The sequence below is a fragment of the Dehalobacter sp. TBBPA1 genome, assembly GCF_040931655.1.
Taxonomy (GTDB): Bacteria; Bacillota; Desulfitobacteriia; order Desulfitobacteriales; family Syntrophobotulaceae; genus Dehalobacter; species Dehalobacter restrictus.
Window position 1 is genome coordinate 2,738,134 of record NZ_CP162385.1, and the last position, 17,112, is coordinate 2,755,245.

Annotated in this window: 17 protein-coding genes; 8 read left to right on the forward strand and 9 right to left on the reverse strand. The window is 45.1% G+C overall.

Annotated features, from left to right (window positions below; all coding sequences use genetic code 11):
• Nucleotides 1-101: 101 nt before the first annotated feature.
• From nifJ to AB3489_RS13470, 7 genes are all read right to left on the reverse strand, one after another.
• The gene (gene nifJ, locus AB3489_RS13440; protein WP_368293286.1) at nucleotides 102-3,653 is read right to left on the reverse strand and encodes a pyruvate:ferredoxin (flavodoxin) oxidoreductase; all 3,552 of its coding nucleotides are present in this window, start codon (nucleotides 3,651-3,653) and stop codon (nucleotides 102-104) included.
• Nucleotides 3,654-3,916: 263 nt separating this feature from the next.
• Nucleotides 3,917-4,477: a hypothetical protein gene (locus AB3489_RS13445; protein WP_368293287.1), complete on the reverse strand. Its 561-nt coding sequence runs from the start codon at nucleotides 4,475-4,477 to the stop codon at nucleotides 3,917-3,919.
• Nucleotides 4,478-4,497: 20 nt separating this feature from the next.
• Nucleotides 4,498-4,884, reverse strand: a complete 387-nt coding sequence (locus AB3489_RS13450; RefSeq protein WP_368293289.1) for a hypothetical protein — start codon at nucleotides 4,882-4,884, stop codon at nucleotides 4,498-4,500.
• Between the two features lie 139 nt (nucleotides 4,885-5,023).
• Entirely contained in the window at nucleotides 5,024-6,430 is a 1,407-nt protein-coding gene (locus tag AB3489_RS13455) for a sensor histidine kinase (protein WP_368293290.1), read from the reverse strand.
• Nucleotides 6,423-7,127 carry a response regulator gene (locus tag AB3489_RS13460; protein ID WP_368293291.1) on the reverse strand — a complete coding sequence of 235 codons (705 nt, stop codon included), beginning with the start codon at nucleotides 7,125-7,127 and terminating at the stop codon, nucleotides 6,423-6,425. Before AB3489_RS13460 ends, AB3489_RS13455 begins: the two co-directional genes overlap by 8 nt.
• Nucleotides 7,128-7,317: 190 nt before the next feature.
• Entirely contained in the window at nucleotides 7,318-7,482 is a 165-nt protein-coding gene (gene rd / locus AB3489_RS13465; RefSeq protein WP_019224655.1) for a rubredoxin, read from the reverse strand.
• Between the two features lie 216 nt (nucleotides 7,483-7,698).
• The gene (locus AB3489_RS13470) at nucleotides 7,699-8,430 is read right to left on the reverse strand and encodes a FadR/GntR family transcriptional regulator (RefSeq protein WP_019224654.1); all 732 of its coding nucleotides are present in this window, start codon (nucleotides 8,428-8,430) and stop codon (nucleotides 7,699-7,701) included.
• A gap of 139 nt (nucleotides 8,431-8,569) precedes the next feature.
• Here AB3489_RS13470 and sleB point away from each other — a divergent pair, with 139 nt between their 5' ends.
• The 8 genes from sleB (at nucleotide 8,570) to AB3489_RS13510 (ending at nucleotide 15,665) form a co-directional block, all read left to right on the forward strand.
• Nucleotides 8,570-9,265, forward strand: coding sequence for a spore cortex-lytic enzyme (gene sleB, locus AB3489_RS13475; protein WP_368293292.1), 696 nt, complete (start codon nucleotides 8,570-8,572; stop codon nucleotides 9,263-9,265).
• Between the two features lie 10 nt (nucleotides 9,266-9,275).
• The gene (locus tag AB3489_RS13480; protein WP_368293293.1) at nucleotides 9,276-10,643 is read left to right on the forward strand and encodes a PepSY1/2 domain-containing protein; all 1,368 of its coding nucleotides are present in this window, start codon (nucleotides 9,276-9,278) and stop codon (nucleotides 10,641-10,643) included.
• A 53-nt stretch (nucleotides 10,644-10,696) separates the two neighbouring features.
• The gene (locus tag AB3489_RS13485) at nucleotides 10,697-10,822 is read left to right on the forward strand and encodes a hypothetical protein (RefSeq protein WP_368293294.1); all 126 of its coding nucleotides are present in this window, start codon (nucleotides 10,697-10,699) and stop codon (nucleotides 10,820-10,822) included.
• On the forward strand, nucleotides 10,804-11,496 hold the full coding sequence (locus AB3489_RS13490) for a Crp/Fnr family transcriptional regulator (protein WP_368293295.1): 693 nt from the start codon (nucleotides 10,804-10,806) through the stop codon (nucleotides 11,494-11,496). The genes AB3489_RS13485 and AB3489_RS13490 overlap by 19 nt, the downstream gene beginning before the upstream one ends.
• Nucleotides 11,497-11,533: 37 nt before the next feature.
• Nucleotides 11,534-11,791: a hypothetical protein gene (locus AB3489_RS13495; RefSeq protein ID WP_368293296.1), complete on the forward strand. Its 258-nt coding sequence runs from the start codon at nucleotides 11,534-11,536 to the stop codon at nucleotides 11,789-11,791.
• 209 nt (nucleotides 11,792-12,000) lie between these two features.
• Nucleotides 12,001-12,681, forward strand: a complete 681-nt coding sequence (locus tag AB3489_RS13500; RefSeq protein ID WP_368293297.1) for a TerC family protein — start codon at nucleotides 12,001-12,003, stop codon at nucleotides 12,679-12,681.
• Between the two features lie 133 nt (nucleotides 12,682-12,814).
• On the forward strand, nucleotides 12,815-13,972 hold the full coding sequence (locus AB3489_RS13505) for an ABC transporter substrate-binding protein (RefSeq protein WP_368293298.1): 1,158 nt from the start codon (nucleotides 12,815-12,817) through the stop codon (nucleotides 13,970-13,972).
• A gap of 277 nt (nucleotides 13,973-14,249) precedes the next feature.
• Nucleotides 14,250-15,665 carry a DEAD/DEAH box helicase gene (locus AB3489_RS13510; protein ID WP_019224648.1) on the forward strand — a complete coding sequence of 472 codons (1,416 nt, stop codon included), beginning with the start codon at nucleotides 14,250-14,252 and terminating at the stop codon, nucleotides 15,663-15,665.
• 62 nt (nucleotides 15,666-15,727) lie between these two features.
• Here the strand turns inward: AB3489_RS13510 and AB3489_RS13515 are convergent, their stop codons facing one another.
• Both AB3489_RS13515 and AB3489_RS13520 read right to left on the reverse strand, forming a co-directional pair.
• Entirely contained in the window at nucleotides 15,728-16,171 is a 444-nt protein-coding gene (locus AB3489_RS13515; RefSeq protein ID WP_368293299.1) for a PaaI family thioesterase, read from the reverse strand.
• A 183-nt stretch (nucleotides 16,172-16,354) separates the two neighbouring features.
• Complete coding sequence (locus AB3489_RS13520) at nucleotides 16,355-17,101, reverse strand: DUF364 domain-containing protein (protein WP_368293300.1); 747 nt, start codon at nucleotides 17,099-17,101, stop codon at nucleotides 16,355-16,357.
• Nucleotides 17,102-17,112 lie beyond the last annotated feature (11 nt).

Below are 17,112 nucleotides of genomic sequence, written 5' to 3' on the forward strand. Positions count from 1 at the left end.
AGGTCATCTTCTTTCAATAATCGAAGGGGCCGTTGCAGAACGAATGAAAGTAAATTCGTCTGTAACAGCCCCATATAATTCTATAGCCGAATAATTGTAGATTAGGATTGGGAGGTTGCCATCTTCCTGTAGCTCTCATAACGTTCAGCCGCATGTCTTTCCGCCAAGCTAAACATGTCTTCGGCAATCTCAGGGAAAACGTTTTTCAAAGAAGCATAACGGATCTCGCTTTCCAGGAATTCTTTAAAGTTTCCTTTGGGTTCTTTGGAATCAAGACTAAACGGATTTTTACCCTGCTGCTTAAGATCCGGATTGTACCTGTAAAGATGCCAGTATCCTGCCTCTACTGCTTTTTTTTGCTGGGCCAGGCTCATCCCCATCCCGTTCTTAAGACCATGATTGAAGCAGGTGGAATAGGCAATGATCAGGGACGGTCCGTGATATCTTTCAGCCTCTGTAATCGCTTTGATCGTCTGCATCATATTCGCTCCCATTGCAATCTGAGCGACGTAAACATAGCCATAGGATATCGCCATCATGCCAAGGTCCTTTTTCCGGATCTTTTTGCCTGCGGCGGCAAACTTGGCAATCGCGGCTGTCGGGGTCGCTTTGGAGGACTGCCCGCCTGTATTGGAATAGACCTCCGTATCCATTACAAACAGGTTGACATCGTCCCCGCTGGCCAGGACATGATCGACACCATTATACCCAATATCATACGCCCAGCCGTCCCCGCCGATTGCCCAAACTGAGCGTTTGACGAGATAGTCCTTCCTCTTCAGTATTTCACGGATGACAGGAAGACCCAAGGCAGCGTTGCCGTTCAATGCCTGAAGCACTTTGGCGGAAGCGGTCAGCGACCTTTCCCCGTCCTGGTACGCATCGAGCCATTCTCTGAAAGCTGTCTTGATTTCTTCGGACAGCTCCATCGCCAGGGCTTCCTGCATCAGGGCAGAAATTCTTTCTCTGATCTGCAAAGCGCCGAGGTACATGCCGTATCCGTACTCCGCGTTATTTTCAAAAAGTGAGTTGGCCCAGGCCGGTCCTCTGCCCTCGGCATTGGTCGTATACGGAATGGAAGGGTAACTTCCCCCCCAAATTGAGGAACAGCCTGTCGCATTGGCGATCATCATACGTTCCCCAAAGAGCTGGGTCAGCAGTTTAACATACGGCGTTTCCCCGCAGCCCGGGCAGGCACCGTTAAACTCCAGAAGTGGACGGATAAACTGGCTTCCTTTTAAGGTATTACGTTCCATACGGTCTTCCTTGGGCCGAATGGATAACGCATATTCCCAGTTTTCCGCTTCCATTTCGATTTCGTGTTCGGCCGGTTTCATGATTAATGCTTTTCCCGGAGCAGGACAAATGTCGGCACAGTTCATACAGCCTGTACAGTCCAGAGGGGCAATCTGTATACGGTAATGCAGGCCCTCCAGTCCTTTTCCGGCAGCTTCCTTCGTTATAAATGTCTCCGGTGCCTGGGCTTTTTCCTGATCATCCAATAAAAAGGGTCTGACCGTCGCATGCGGACAAATATAGGCGCACTGATTGCACTGAGTACATTTGTCTATCTGCCATTCTGGAATCTGGACTGCAATACCGCGTTTTTCATAGGCTGTTGTCCCGAGAGGCGTGCTCCCGTCCTCCATCCCCAAAAAGGTACTGACAGGAAGCTCATCTCCCTCAGAGCGCGCAATCGGCCGCTGAATTTTCTTGATAAATTCGGGTTCTTCTTTGAGCTCCGTTTTTTGATCCTGGGCACTCTCCCAGGAAGCAGGCGCCTCAATACGGATAAGCCGGCTGATGCCTTGATCTACGGCGGCTTTGTTCATTTCAACGATCTTCTGCCCTTTCCGGCCGTAGGTTTTTTCAATCGAATTTTTCAGATACCGAACGGCATCTTCAATCGGTATGACATTCGCCAGCTTAAAGAATGCGGCCTGCATCACCATATTGATCCGTCCGCCCAGGCCAATCTGCGAAGCAATATCAATTGCGTCTATGACATAGAAATGGATGTTGTTTTGAAAGATCGTTTTCTTCAGGTATGCCGGAAGATGCTCTTCAAGTTCATGAAGGCTCTTCCACGGGCAATTCAAAACAAAAGTGCCATTTTTTTTGATTCCTTTCAGGAGATCATAATGGTAAATGAACGATTGATTATGGCAGGCAATGTAATCCGCGCTGAAGACCAAATAGCGGGACTTAATCGGACTTCTGCCAAATCTGAGGTGGGAAACCGTTGTCCCTCCTGATTTTTTGCTGTCATAGGAAAAATAGGCCTGGGCGTTAAGGTCGGTATTGTCCCCTATAATCTTTACCGCCGATTTGTTTGCCCCGACAGTCCCATCGGAACCAAGCCCCCAGAACTTGCAATTGATGGTCCCTTCCGGGGTTGTATCCAGCCATTCACCCTCCGGTAAAGAAGTACCGGAGACATCATCCACAATCCCGATGGTAAAATGATTTTTTGGTTTGTCCTGTTTCAGATTCTGGTATACCGCCAGGATCTGAGAAGGCGTTGTGTCTTTGGATCCTAGCCCATACCTCCCCCCCACGATAACCGGCTGATAGGCTATTTGTTCCGGAGTCCCATCCGAGGTGTGCCTGAATAATTCTAGAATATCGAGGTAGAGCGGTTCGCCTAAAGCTCCCGGCTCCTTGGTGCGGTCCAAAACCGCGATTTTTTTGACGGAAGCGGGTAATACATTAAAGAAATATTTTGCCGAGAATGGCCGGTAAAGATGAACGATCACCATCCCGACCTTTTCCCCTCTCTTCTGCAGAACGTCAATCGTCTCTTCAACCGTGTCACAGACTGACCCCATTGCCACAATGACATTTTCAGCATCCGGTGCTCCGTAATAATTAAAAGGGTGATAGACCCGTCCTGAAATTCTTTCTATTTCCCGCAGATAGCCTTCTACAATATCCGGGACCTTCTCATAAAACGGATTGGAAACCTCCCTGAACTGAAAGTAGACATCCGGATTCTGCGTTGATCCTTTTACAACGGGGTGTTCAGGACATAAGGAATGATCCCTGAAATCCTGAAGCGCCTGATCGTCTACAATTTTTCGGATCTCTTCCTGTTCAATTAAGCTGATTTTTTGATACTCATGCGACGTACGAAATCCGTCAAAGAAATGAAGAAACGGAATTCTGGATTGGATAGCGCTCAGATGAGCAACATATCCAAAATCATGTGCTTCCTGGACGTTGGTTGATGCCAACAGCGCAAAACCTGTCTGCCTGCAGGCCATGACATCCTGATGGTCGCCGAAGATGGACAGCGCATGGGTTGCCAGTGCTCTGGCACTGACATGAAACACGGCCGGCAGCAGTTCCCCGGCAAGCTTGTACATATTCGGAATCATCAGCAGCAGCCCCTGAGAAGCGGTGTAAGTGGTGGTCAGCGCTCCTGAAGCGAGTGATCCGTGAACGGCTCCCGCAGCACCAGCCTCAGATTCCATTTCCACAACTTTTACAGGCTGCCCAAAAATATTCTTTTTGCCGTGCGCCGACCATTCATCAATACCTTCGGCCATCGGAGATGACGGAGTGATCGGAAAGATGGCGGCAACTTCAGTCAGGGCGTAGGACGCCAGCGCTGCAGCTTCATTGCCATCCATCGTGGCCGTTTTCATTGGCATCAAAAGACCTCCTTTTAGCTTAAGTTTGATCCATATTTGTGATCCATTATTAAATTGATGATCCAGTACCTCGTCAACTCGGTACTAAGCTTTATGATCTATATTATTGATACTTTCCAGCGAAAAATGCACAGAAGTGCAAACCAATCAATTTTGCAAGAATTACAAAAAAACACTGCCAATAGTGTGTTACTATTAGCAGTATCTCAAAGGCTTATTGTTAATCTCATTTTTGATCTTTCATCAGACATTACTGAGAATGTCTAATCCAGAAAATCCTCTAAATCTTCAATCGTCGCTTTCAGCGCCGTAATCCTTTGTTCTTGTGCCATAATAATATTATGCAGTGTTATTTTGGCCTGAGCAATATCCAGTTCTTTTTTTGTCTTTCTGAGATCAACGACTTGCTGCTGAACGTCGCCCAACTGGCCTTCGATCTCAGTTTTATCTTCCTTGAGCGTCTGCAAAAAGTTCTTCAGCGGAGCAAGCAGGGCTTCCATCTGTTCATCGGTCAGATTCTCATTCTGTTGTCTAAGATCATTAATCTTGGCAACTGCATTATTGCGAAGCTGAATCAATTGATTGCGCAAATGAATCGTCTCTGTTTTATTGGCACGGATTTCATCAAATAAGGGCTTGAGTTCCTTCTGCCATTGCTGGACAGTAATACCCTTATCTTCAGTATTCATCTGCTTGTTGCTTTCGGAATTCTGTTTACTTGATGTGCCATCCGTTGTTTTGTCTGTCTTGGCAAAAACCAGCGCACTGTTAAGGATTAAGCAAACACTCATAACAGCCAACAGCACAACTTTTATTCTTTTCATATTGCTTCCTCCCCACAATGTTATTTCAGATCATTTTCTTCAATATCATCCATCGCATTCACAGTGTTGATGATTTCATCAAGCTCTCTGGAAATCTCGTCCAATACAGCTTCTTTTTCTTCATCTGCCGACCGTGTACCTGATTTTGCAACCACCGAAATTTCTTGATTATCGGACTCCTTGTTTTCTGTCCCGTCTGTTTCCGTTCCGTTAATTCCCGCTCCATCGATTCCTGCTCCATCACTTTGTACCTGATCGTCTTTGTTCGCGGATTGCTGGTCTTCAGTCTGAACACCGTTTCGCGGCACTTCGGAATTCTTCGATTGATCCGTTTGGCCCGAGCAGCCGCTCAGCGTGACAAAAAAGGAAAGAATTAGGAATGTCGTTAAGAACACTCTACCTTTCATCACTACCCTCCTGGTACTTCAGGCAGGCAGACCATCGGTCTACAGCCTTATTTTAAAGAAAAAATATCAAAGCAAAACAGATGAGTTGTAAATAATACGTAAAATTATGACCGTACTTTTTAAAATTCTAGGTATTAGCTTAGCCAGGGAAAAAAATCACAATCTCCGTTCCCTGCCCATAGGTGCTGGAAGCGCTAATTCTACCGCCGTGCTGCTCAACCAGCATCTTGGTGATGTTAAGACCAAGACCGGTTCCGCCTTCCACCTCCTGCCGGGATTTATCTGCCCGGTAGAATTTCTCAAAAATAAATGGCAGATCCTGTGGTGCGATTCCCTTCCCGTTATCCTGAACACTCAATTTGATCCCGCCGTCTTCCGGCGTTACAGTCAGTTTGATTTTTCCGTTCTTTCCGGTATATTTCAGCGCATTATCCAGGATATTGATCAGGATCTGTTTAAAACGATGCTGATCCGCGTATAATTCCAGTCCGTCCGGACAATCCATCATCAGCTCTATGTTTTTAGGATTTTCCCTCATCCCTGTGCTTTCCAGAATCTCCTCCAGGGTATTCCCGACCAGGAAATACTTCCTAGCGAGTGTAATCTCCCCTGACTGAATTTTCGCTGATTCCAGGATTTCACCTGTCAGCCCCATTAAACGGTTTGTTTCCGTTTTAATAATATTCAAATACTTTGGATAGTCCTGAGGTTTTACCAATCCATCCAGCATTCCCTGGACAAAACCGTTGATCGATGTCAGCGGAGTTCTCAGATCATGAGACACACTTGCCATAAAATCCCGCCGCATATTTTCGGCCGTACTGATTTGGTTTTTCATATTATTGAAGGCTTTTGCCATCTTTTCCAGCTCATCACCTGAATGAACTGCCAAATCATTGATCTGCTCTCCGGCGGCCAGTTGTATCGCTCCCTCTTCCATGATTTTCAATGGCCTGGTAATTTTAAGGGCTGCCAGATAAATCATGATACCACTTAAGATAACTGCCGCCAGTGCAGAACACCATATGATCATATTGATCTTTTGAATATAAGCGTAGATTTCGTCAAGTGGAGCAAAAAACAAAATAGCTCCTTCAATCATATTGCCCTGGCCGTAGGGGATCCCTAAAAAGGCTACATCTGCGGCAAACCTGTCCGAGTATTGCTTTTTCCGGGAAACTTCCTTGCCCTGCAGGATGCTTTTTAAATCTTCAAACAGGTACGCATCCAGCAGTTTCTTATCCAGTACCAGATTCTTATTCGCAAGAACCTCCGGATTCAGCCGGATTGCATAAATCCGTGAACCCGTCATCGAACCCAGGATATCCAGCGAATCATTTAGTTCCGAATAGGTTATTTCGGCCTGTTCATACTTCCCAAGCAGCAGAACCGTTTCGGCTGCCGCAGCACGCATTTCTTGCTGCTTTTCCCCGAATACATAGTTGTTAAACGCATAGGAGAGAAGAACGGCAATGACAGCCATCACCGCAATGATCAAGATCAGATAGGTAAAAAACAGTTTTGAGAAAATTGTTTTCTTAACCATCAATCTCCAGCTTGTATCCTACTCCCCAGACGGTACTGATCCGGCAGTTAGAACAAACACCCTCCAGTTTTTCTCTCAGTTTGTTGATATGAACATCAACAGTCCGGGTATCTCCTTCATATGAGTAGCCCCATACTTTTTCCAGCAGCTGGTCTCTGGTAAAAACCATATTTCTGTTCTTGAGAAGGAAATACAGCAGCTGGATCTCTTTCGGCTTCAGTTCTATTTTTTCGCCTTCCAGTCTGGCCTCATAACGGTTCATATCCACCTGGATATTTCCGATATTCAGAACATTGGTTTCAGCTTGTTGATCTGCTCTATCCTTCGTTTCATATCCTTGAACGTTTTTTAGTCTGGCTTTGACCCTGGCCACTAGTTCCCTCGGTTCAAAAGGCTTCACAATATAATCATCGACACCAAGTTCAAACCCCTGAATCTTATCTTCCATCAAATCACAGGCAGTCAGCATAATGATCGGAACAGAGCTGATCTGCCTGATCATTTTACAGACTTCCCACCCGTTAATGACCGGCAGCATGATATCGAGAATCACTAAATCTGTTTTTTCTGTTCGCAGGACATCGAGCGCACTGCTTCCATCATGAACCATATAAAGCTGGTATCCCTCATTCAAAAGATAAAGTTCCAACAGCTGGCAGATATTGTGATCATCATCAACGACAAGTATGCTTGTCATCCATCGTTCACCCCCACACTTCGGAAAGGAAAAATAAGTTGCCAATAGACCAGACAACTATACCTGATGCTATTATATCAGTTTTTTTCCAATTCTGTCATGGTTTTTCAAATGAAAAGAGGATGCCGAATAACATCCTCTCTGGTCAATCTTTATTTAAAATCAAAGTGAAAAAATAATCGCAATTCTTCTATTCAACAGCAACTTCGAATTCGTCTTTCCCGGCCCCACACAAAGGACAAACCCAACTATCGGGCAGATCTTCAAAAGCTGTACCGGGAGCAATCCCACCATCCGGATCTCCTTCAGCCGGATCATAAACATAACCACATACTGTACATTCGTACTTTTGCATTCAAAGCGCCTCCTTTGTCAATTTTTTTCATTATAACCGCAGGTTTTCTTGAAAACAAGAGGCTTTCAGCTAAAATATTCACTGAATTTTCGCGGTTATTCCTGCACTCTCTTAGCTGCGCGGCGGTCCATAAATCCTGAACGATTTGCGGATACTCTTTATCCAGCTTGTAAAACAGCAGCACTACAATCAGGAAATAGATGCATACCAGGCATACTAATACTCCAGGATATCCCTAATTCTTTCAAATCTTTTCAGTTCCTGTTGGGCTTTGGAAAGATGGGCATTCATCAGCCGGTTAGCTGATTCGTTATCCTTATTCTCCACAGCCTGAAAGATCTCCAGATGTTCCTGATAAAGCATCTGTCTGTTTTCAAAATAATAGGTCCGCACCCACTGCTGATACGTCGATCGTAAAACCTGACCGGATATATCCAGAGCGGTATTGATCATTCGTTCCAGAAGCGGGTTTTTGCACATCCCGGCTAAAGCGAGATGAAAAGAGACATCATCCTTCTGGACATTTTTGCCTTCCGGCAGATCCTGTTTCATCTTTTCAAACAATATGTGCATGGCGGCAATATCGCTGTTATCCCTGTTTCGGGCAACAAGATCAACGGCTTGGGTCTCCAGAGCAATACAGATATCAATAATTTTTTCGAAATCGTTTTCCAGCAAAAAAATAAAACTTAGAGGTTCAATCACTGCATTGGATGGAGAACGTTTGACAAAAATTCCTTCTCCCTGCCGGATATCGAGAATCCCTGTCAGGCTCAGCGCTGATAATGCCTCCCTGACCGAAGTTCTGCTTACTTCAAACTTTTCGGCAAGAATACTTTCTGTCGGTAGCTTATCACCCGGATTCAGCTGACCCTGAATCATAAAGTTTTTGATCTGCTCAAGAATAATCTCTGTAGTTCTCCTGCTCTTGATCGGCTTGATATCCATGCCCATACTCCCTCACAGGTATCCGACAAAATATAGTTATACGATTGTATTATAACATATGACTTCAAAATATGGGAAAGCGGATAATATTCGGTATCTTAAGCCAGACTATGGAAAAAAAGAATCATGAGGTGGTTGTATGTCATTATCTCCCCATCCAACGTATAAAAGAATTCTTGTTGTAGTGATGACCCTCATGCTGTGTGCATCCTCCTTGAGCAATGCTGCCTTGGGAGACCGCAATCTTTCACGCGGATCCCGCGGGCCGGAGGTAGCGGAACTCCAAAAAAGACTGTCTATGCTGGGATATGTGATCGGTCCAATTGACGGAATCTATGGACGTCAAACCGAGGCCAGGGTCCGTTTGTTTCAAAAAGAACACGGACTAGGCGCAGATGGTATAGCCGGAACCAGAACCATACGTGAGCTCAAACGCTTGACAGGGGAAAGTGTGACAGTCGGCGGCACAGCGATTGGATATAAGAATTCGGATATTAATCTTTTAGCCCGTCTGGTCAGTGCCGAAGCTAAAGGAGAGCCCTATCGTGGACAAATTGCCGTTGCCTCTGTTGTGTTAAACCGTATCCAAAGCTCCTCATTTCCAAATACGATTCCAGATGTTATTTACCAACCCGGTGCTTTTTCTCCAGTAGCAGACGGGTCCATTTGGAATGAGCCTGTTCCTTCGGCCTATAACGCAGTATATGAAGCGTTACACGGAACAGACCCTGCCTACGGAGCATTATTCTTTTTTAACCCTGCCAAAACAAGCAACAATTATATCTGGTCACGACCTCAAATTATTCAAATTGGCAAACACATCTTTTGTCGTTAGGAGGAAAAATATGAAGAAAAGATTTTGGCCGTGGGCTTTAGCTGCGGGACTCGCACTCTCTCTGATCTGGGGGGTGAATCAATTCCAAAGAGCTGAAAGTTTGGACCTCGCCGCCGAGAACCAATATCAAAGATCTTTTGCCGACCTGGTGACTCACCTTGACGGTTTGGAAACCACTCTGGCTAAAAGCGGGGCTGCAGGGACCCCGACCCAGCAGGTATTGTATTTAAGCCAATCCTGGCAGCAGAGTGAAACGGCCGTGAAGGATCTCTCTCTGCTGCCGTCAGATGAATACGGGTTAAATTATGTCGATCAGTTTCTGAATCAAATCGGCGAATATGCCCATCTGATGACGCAGCAGATTGCCAAAGGTGATCAGATGAATGCTTCTCAGGAAAAAACGCTGACCAATATGCAGGAAAGGCTTATTTCTGTTAACCGGACCGTTCAAGAACTCAACGTCAGTCTTAGTACAGAAAATATTTCCTGGCTCAGTAAAAATAAGCGGAGTGCTTCAACTAATTTTTCCAATGCTGCTCCTGCCTCAGCCATTGGAGAAGAAGGTGCTGCTACAGTCCCTGACTCAGTCAGCTCTGGTCTTGAGCAGCTTGATTCCAGCCTGCAGAAATACCCCCCATATTCTTATGAGGGTCAGGCGGATACGCATTTTGTGTCGGAACCGCTTGGTCTGCCTGAAAAGACCGTAACAGAGACGGAAGCAAAAGCTGCAGCCACTGATTTTTTGCAGACCCTTGGCTATACGAACGTTGATCCGCAGTCTTCCGGCATCTCCAACGGTACTTTCAGCGTTTATGTTTTCAAATTTAGCAGCACTACGGTCGACGTGGCTAAAAAAGGCGGTGTGATCACGTACTTCCGGGATGAAAGAGCGCTTGGTCTGCAGCGATTTGATGCAGACAATACAGCATCTCGGGCCTTGAAAACTTTACAAAATCTTGGATGGAAGAATCTTGTTCAGACTTCAGTCAATGATTTTGGCGGAACGATACAGCTGGACGCAGTCGTTGAAGAACAAGGCATTCGAATCTATCCTGATAAAATCCGGCTGATTGTTGCCAAAGACAACGGCAGAATAATAGGTTATGATGCAACATCGTACTGGCTGTTTCACCATAAACGCACGCTTCTGCCTGAAATCACGATGGATCAGGCCAAATCTCGTCTTCGTTCTGACGTCTCCATCCAGGAGTACAGGCTGGTCGTCATATCCCTTCCCGGCTGGCCCGAAGCTTTCTGTTATGAATTCCGAGTAAAAAAAGGCGGGGAGGAATTCATGATCTATATCAATGCGGTCAGTGGGTACGAGGAAAAAATCCAGCGGGTTATCCAAACTCCACGAGGAGAATATCTGGAGTAAGGTAAATCACTGGAAATACACCGCCAAAAAGGTTATAATTCTTGTATAAAAAAATGCGCAAACCGGCAACCCAAAGCAAAGAATCCGCCGGTATGGTTACAGAAATCCTGACAAAAATGAAAGATGCGCTAAAGGATATCGATTCAGAGGTGTGTGGGACATGTATGAAAAATGGCTGAAGCCGTTGAGCAGCTGTGCGCTGTTTGACAAGATTGAACCCAGCGAAATTCTTGGTATTCTTCATTGTATGAATATAAAAATTCATGATTATAAAAAGAATGAATGCCTGACCTTAGCTGGGGAAACGCTCTCCAAAATTGGTGTAGTTTTGAGCGGGAATGTTTCCTCCACCAAAGAAACGGTTTCCGGGAACAGGGTTTTAATCAGTGTTCTTGGCCCCGGAGAAATGTTCGGAGAAATGGCCGCCTATTCCGGTACAAAGTCCTGGCCGGTCACAGTCATCGCCCAATCGAGCTGTACGGTGATGTTTTTTCCACAGGACAAAATTGTCGGCTGCTGTGAGAAAGTATGCATCAGCCATAAGAAATTGATCATGAATATGCTGAAGGTCTTATCGACCAGGGCATTAATGCTCAATAAAAAGGTAGAGTACCTTTCAATCAAGAGTCTCCGGGGCAAGGTCAGCACCTATTTACTCGACGAGTACGAGAAGACCGGCAATCATACCTTTCAATTAAACCTCAACCGGAATGATTTGGCCGATTTCATTAACGTCTCCCGCCCTTCCCTTTCCCGTGAACTCTGCAAAATGAGAGACGAAGGAATGATCGATTTCCACAGTACAACGGTTAAAATAAAAGATTATGAGGTTTTAAAAAAATTTAGCGAATGAAGTTGTTGATTTAAACGATACCTGAAGGAGTGTTGTGATGACGAAGGACACCTTTGCAAGAACATTTGGCTTCGAGGATTATGGCCATATGCTTGCAAGTACAACAACTGTCTTTAAGGACAACGATGCTGATACTTACTGGAATATCACCAAACTCTCGCAGGATAGATTTCTTACCTGGGATGATGCTGAAATCGGGGACGACCGGGTTGAAGTATTCTTGACAGAAAATGAAGCCCAGGCTTATCTGAAACAGCTAAGAGACAATCAAAATATTCTTGCGAATTTCAAGTAGCTTTGCTATAATAGTTTTGTTATAGGGAGTAGCTTAATACTCAAGACCGTCATTACGGACAGATGATGTCCCGGTTCTGAGGCAACTTAGTTGTTAGCGAGACTTTAACTTTGGTTAAAGTCTCTTTTTATTTTGCTTTTAAGGTTAACGAAATTGATCCCCGTGATTTTAAAGGAATTAAATAAACTAAATTGAAAGGTGTAAGATAAATGGAAATACTAGGTTTATCTATTACTCAGTTCTTAACAAGCCTATTATCTATTGTGATGATTGACCTTGTTCTAGCCGGAGACAATGCGATTGTCATTGGGCTTGCCTGTCGCAATTTACCCAAAAACATTCAAAATAAAGCGATTTTTTTGGGAACCGGGGGGGCTGTCATTATCAGAATCTTGGCTACAATCGCCATTGTATGGCTTCTTCAAATCAAAGGGCTGATGCTAGGCGGAGGTATCCTTCTGGTATTTATCGCCTTTAAACTGTTGTCCAAACAGAAAGACCACGACAAAGTAAAATGTCAGGATACTTTACTTTCGGCTGTTTGTACAATTATCATTGCCGACGCGGTCATGGGTATCGACAATGTCTTGGCAATTGCTGGAGCTTCTCATGGAAGCTATATCATGGTCGTACTTGGCTTAATGATCAGCATACCCATTATGGTATTCGGCAGCAAGTTAATTATTAAGCTGATGGACCGTTTTCCGTTTATTATTAGTCTGGGTGCAGCCGTCATTGCTTTTACTGCAGGGAAAATGATTACCAATGAGCCTTTGCTTGCAAGCTTTGTAAGCGATCCGGTACTTGAATATAGTTTAATTGCTTTGATTACTGCCGGAGTTTTGCTGGTTGGACAATGGAAAAAACAAAAAACCTGCTCGACAAAGTAATAGCTTAAATTTTGCTTGTGCGCTGAGGAACATCGCAAAAAGCAACTTCATTGTTAAAATGATTCTCTTATTGACACTTTCCTCAATAAACTATACGATTAAAATGGTTGGAAACGTAGGAGGATCAGAAGATATGAAATTTAAACAAATCTGTTCTGCCACCTTGATTACAGGACTATGTCTGATGCTTGTATCCGGCTGCAATGCTCAAAAAACAGCAAAAATAAAAATCGGCGGCAATTTTGAATTAACCGGAGAAATTGCCGAGTTTGGAATCATGGGTGAAAACGGGGCGAAGCTGGCAATCAAAGAAGCGAATGAAAATGGCGGCGTACTTAAACGTCAAATTGAATACATCAGTACCGACAACCAGTCCAATGCTGCCGAATCAACCGCAGCGACCACCAAACTGGTTACACAGGATAAAGTCATCGCGATCATCGGTCCGATGACGAATGCGAATACGCTTGCAGCAATCCCTGTTGCGTCCGCCAACAATGTACTGCTGATTACGCCGACCAGCACAGACGAAAGCATTACCGTCAGCGATGAAGGGCTGAACAAATGGGTGTTCCGGAGCTGCTTTATCAACACTTTCCAGGGGGAAATCGCTGCATCCTATATGCTGAACACACTGAATGCTTCCAAAGCCGCGCTGATTATTGATCAGAACGGCACCTATGCCAAGAGTCTGGCAGTAGGTTTTCAGGATACTTTTGAAAAAGCAGGCAAACAAATTGTCGCTTCCAAAGAATACACTTTCGGCCAGGATACAGATTTCCGGGTCATGCTTGCAGAAATTAAAGCTCAAGACCCTGATGTGATCTTTGTCCCCGGATGGGCCAATCAAGCCGGAGCCATCATAAAGCAGGCCCGTGAAATGGGACTTGACACGGTCTTCCTCGGCGGTGATGGCTGGGGAACAGGGCCGATTAGCGATATTGCCGGCAAAACCGCGCTGAACAACGCTTATTATGTAGATCAGGTCGCTTTGGATGATCCAGTCCTGGCAGACTTTGCAGCTGCTTACAAAAAGGAATACGGTCAGGATGCTGATATGTTTGCCGCACTTGGTTACGACGCTGCGAACATGATCATCACAGCCATTGAGCAGGCGAACAGCATGGATACGGAAAAGATCAGGGAAGCCCTCGAGAACCTGACAGATTTTCAAGGAATCACCGGTACAATCACCGTGAATCCTGCAACCCATAATCCTGAGAAAAGTGCTGCCATCTTGAAGTTTGTGGGAGGCCAAAAAGTATTTGCTGCTCGCGTGGATCTTCAATAAAGGAAATTTGTGAACGTAATTATAGATAGAGTAATGAAAGAAAGCAGTTCTCTATTCTTTTATACTTCTATTTTTATGTAATTCTGTTTCCTATTTCTTTCTACAGTTGTATTTAACTTCCCTGTTTTTCAGTTATGTGTTAAAATGTTTAGATAGATTTGATTAGATATTATAACGATTGCTTTTTCATTTATTATTTATAAAAATGAATAAATGATATGAAGCAGTTTTTGTCATAATAAAATAGTAAACGCGATAAAAAAGGAGAACCATTTACATGTCAAATTTCTTTGAAATAGGCCTTAGTAGTGTACTGACCAAAGCTATTTCTGAAATGGGCTTTGAAGAGACCACACCGATTCAGGAGAGAACGATTCCGCTTGTGCTGGAAGGCAAGGATATTATCGGGCAGGCTCAGACCGGAACTGGCAAGACAGCCGCTTTCGGAATTCCGATGATTGAGCGTATGAATCCTGACAGGGAAAGTATCAAAGCCCTTGTGGTCACACCAACCCGGGAACTAGCTATCCAGGTAGCTGAAGAACTGAACCGTATTGGTCAGTTTAAAGATGTCCGGTCCCTGCCAATTTACGGCGGACAGGATATTGACCGGCAGATCCGGTCTCTGCGGAACCGGCCGCAGATTATTGTGGGGACTCCCGGACGGCTGATGGACCATATGAGAAGAAGAACCATCCGTCTTCAACAGGTTGAAACGGTCGTGCTTGATGAAGCAGACGAAATGCTCAGTATGGGTTTCGTGGAAGATATTGAAAACATTCTGAAGGAAGTTCCCGAACAAAGGCAGACGCTGCTTTTCTCTGCAACGATGCCAAAATCGATTCTGGATCTGGCCCAGCGCTTTATGCAGAATCCGGAATATATCAGCATGAAAACCAAAGAGATCATAGTTCCTCAAATCGAACAGTGTTACGTGGAAGTCCAGGAAAAACAAAAGTTTGATGTACTCTGCCGCCTGTTGGATATTCAGTCTCCCGATCTGGCCATTGTCTTTGGACGGACAAAGCGGCGGGTCGATGAGCTGTTTGAGGCTTTAAGCAAAAGAGGTTATTCCGCGGAGGGAATCCACGGCGACCTGACCCAGGCCAGGCGCGATATGGTAATGCGTCATTTTAAAGAAGGTTTAACGGAGATTCTGGTTGCTACGGACGTTGCGGCCAGAGGTCTCGATATTAGCGGCGTGACGCACGTCTACAATTTTGACGTTCCCCAGGATCCAGAAAGTTATGTCCACAGAATCGGACGTACTGGCAGGGCCGGCAAAGGCGGACAGGCGATTACATTTGTTACTCCAAGAGAGATCGGCCATTTAAGACTGATTGAGCAGGTCGCCAAAAGAAGAATTACGCGCAAGCCCTTGCCAACCTTTAATGACGTACTGGTCGGTCAGCAGCGCCTGACCATGGATAAAATTCTTAAAGCGGCCGAGGACGAAGATATTTTACGCTACAAGGAAATGGCGGAGGAACTGTTAGAGGACAACGATTCCATCACTTTGTTATCCGCTGCACTGAAGCTGCTGACAAAGGAGCCAAGTACTGCTCCGATCGTGCTGACCGAGGAAGCGCCTTTGCGCAGTAGGCAGCCCCGCAGGTTTGACCAGCAGCAAGGATTCCACCGAAACCGTGATAACAGCAAATATCCTTCAAGGTTTCCGAAACGCAAATTCTAACCGAATACACCAATAAAATCCTTCCCGTTCAACCGGGAAGGATTTTTATTGTATCGTGTTGTTTAATAGTCGACAAAGTCCGGATCATTCACGGAGAGAATAACTTTCCATTCCTCTTCTGTCCCGAAATTGGCGATTTTCTCTATCGGAAGCTTCATATATTTGCCGCTAGCCGTTGCCGCAATTTCACCGTTCGGAAGCAGAATCTCTCCGGTCCCCTCAAAGATCCTGCTGGTATCCCTGGTTATACGCGCTACTACCCTGAGCTCCTGATCCAGCGGAATGGGTTTTCTGTACTTTAGGTTCAGTTCCACAGTCACACCCCATATCCCGCCATGTCTAATGTTGACGGCCCTGCCGATCGTCTCGTCCAGAACCGCCGTGGCCACTCCGCCATGCAGCCTTTCCGGATAACTTTGATGCTCTTCGAGCGGAGAGAATATCGCGATGATCTCCTCATTCTCCAATTCGTAAAAAGCAGCTTTCAGTCCATTTTCATTCTGCATTCCACATACAAAACACATCTTGCTGTTATTCTGTTTTTTTACCACCCGAAGAAACGAACTGGGCATTTCGCTCTATCATTAATATACGGATAACAGGAAAGATTACAATCCAGTAACCCATACGCTTTACAGGTAATTAAACATATAGTTCATAGCCATCATTACCTCTCTACCTCATTATCGTTATTCAAACGGCCTGTGGATTTTGACCATCCTGCAGCCTTCTTTAAATATTCTTTGCCCCATTCCTCCCTGCTGAACATACGTCCAAATTTTGTCATTCTCGACAACCGATCCCGCCAAAATATCGGCGCCTTTCTTAAATAGTACCGGATGTAGCGGCGTACTCGGTCCGACTATAACAACCCGGGCTTTCTTGCAAAGTTCAAGCAGACGAGGCAGCGTCTTGTTGATCAAGGTCGTACCAGTAATAAATACATAGTCCTGCCCAGGCAAAATATATTCACAGGCAGGATCAGGGATATCCCCTGGCTGTGGATTGCGTTCAAGCACAGAAAGTGTGCACCAGTCTCTCAATCTCTCCAAATCCGGAAAATGTCCAATCACTGCAACTTTCTTTCCTTTAATCTCCGGTCGAAAAGAATTAAAAACGTTATCTTGTTCCTGGCAGTCCAGACTTTTATTTGTCAGGCTTTCTACTCTAGCCACAGTATTTATAGCCGAATTAATAGCGGCTAAACCAAGTCCTGCCTCTAAACTATTCCAAGATTTTACATATTCAGCAATTTCTCTGACTTGTTTGCCAACAAGCGACCCGCAGTCCTTCACTGCTCCCATCCCGTTCTCCATTGTCATGGCAATCCCCGTAGTCAGAGAGCGAACCAGGATCCAATTGATTCCTACCATACAATCGGTGACTCTCAACTCAGACGGAACCGCTGCAATCAGTTCATCATAAATTTTCCACATTGTATAATTCC

What these genes read in the sequence shown, in the direction of transcription:
- nifJ (WP_368293286.1), bottom strand. Translation starts at nt 3,653, where the DNA reads ATGCCAATGAAAACGGCCACGATGGATGGCAATGAAGCTGCAGCGCTG.
- AB3489_RS13445 (WP_368293287.1), bottom strand. Translation starts at nt 4,477, where the DNA reads ATGAAAAGAATAAAAGTTGTGCTGTTGGCTGTTATGAGTGTTTGCTTA.
- AB3489_RS13450 (WP_368293289.1), bottom strand. Translation starts at nt 4,884, where the DNA reads ATGAAAGGTAGAGTGTTCTTAACGACATTCCTAATTCTTTCCTTTTTT.
- AB3489_RS13455 (WP_368293290.1), bottom strand. Translation starts at nt 6,430, where the DNA reads ATGGTTAAGAAAACAATTTTCTCAAAACTGTTTTTTACCTATCTGATC.
- AB3489_RS13460 (WP_368293291.1), bottom strand. Translation starts at nt 7,127, where the DNA reads ATGACAAGCATACTTGTCGTTGATGATGATCACAATATCTGCCAGCTG.
- rd (WP_019224655.1), bottom strand. Translation starts at nt 7,482, where the DNA reads ATGCAAAAGTACGAATGTACAGTATGTGGTTATGTTTATGATCCGGCT.
- AB3489_RS13470 (WP_019224654.1), bottom strand. Translation starts at nt 8,430, where the DNA reads ATGGATATCAAGCCGATCAAGAGCAGGAGAACTACAGAGATTATTCTT.
- sleB (WP_368293292.1), top strand. Translation starts at nt 8,570, where the DNA reads ATGTCATTATCTCCCCATCCAACGTATAAAAGAATTCTTGTTGTAGTG.
- AB3489_RS13480 (WP_368293293.1), top strand. Translation starts at nt 9,276, where the DNA reads ATGAAGAAAAGATTTTGGCCGTGGGCTTTAGCTGCGGGACTCGCACTC.
- AB3489_RS13485 (WP_368293294.1), top strand. Translation starts at nt 10,697, where the DNA reads ATGCGCAAACCGGCAACCCAAAGCAAAGAATCCGCCGGTATGGTTACA.
- AB3489_RS13490 (WP_368293295.1), top strand. Translation starts at nt 10,804, where the DNA reads ATGTATGAAAAATGGCTGAAGCCGTTGAGCAGCTGTGCGCTGTTTGAC.
- AB3489_RS13495 (WP_368293296.1), top strand. Translation starts at nt 11,534, where the DNA reads ATGACGAAGGACACCTTTGCAAGAACATTTGGCTTCGAGGATTATGGC.
- AB3489_RS13500 (WP_368293297.1), top strand. Translation starts at nt 12,001, where the DNA reads ATGGAAATACTAGGTTTATCTATTACTCAGTTCTTAACAAGCCTATTA.
- AB3489_RS13505 (WP_368293298.1), top strand. Translation starts at nt 12,815, where the DNA reads ATGAAATTTAAACAAATCTGTTCTGCCACCTTGATTACAGGACTATGT.
- AB3489_RS13510 (WP_019224648.1), top strand. Translation starts at nt 14,250, where the DNA reads ATGTCAAATTTCTTTGAAATAGGCCTTAGTAGTGTACTGACCAAAGCT.
- AB3489_RS13515 (WP_368293299.1), bottom strand. Translation starts at nt 16,171, where the DNA reads ATGCAGAATGAAAATGGACTGAAAGCTGCTTTTTACGAATTGGAGAAT.
- AB3489_RS13520 (WP_368293300.1), bottom strand. Translation starts at nt 17,101, where the DNA reads ATGTGGAAAATTTATGATGAACTGATTGCAGCGGTTCCGTCTGAGTTG.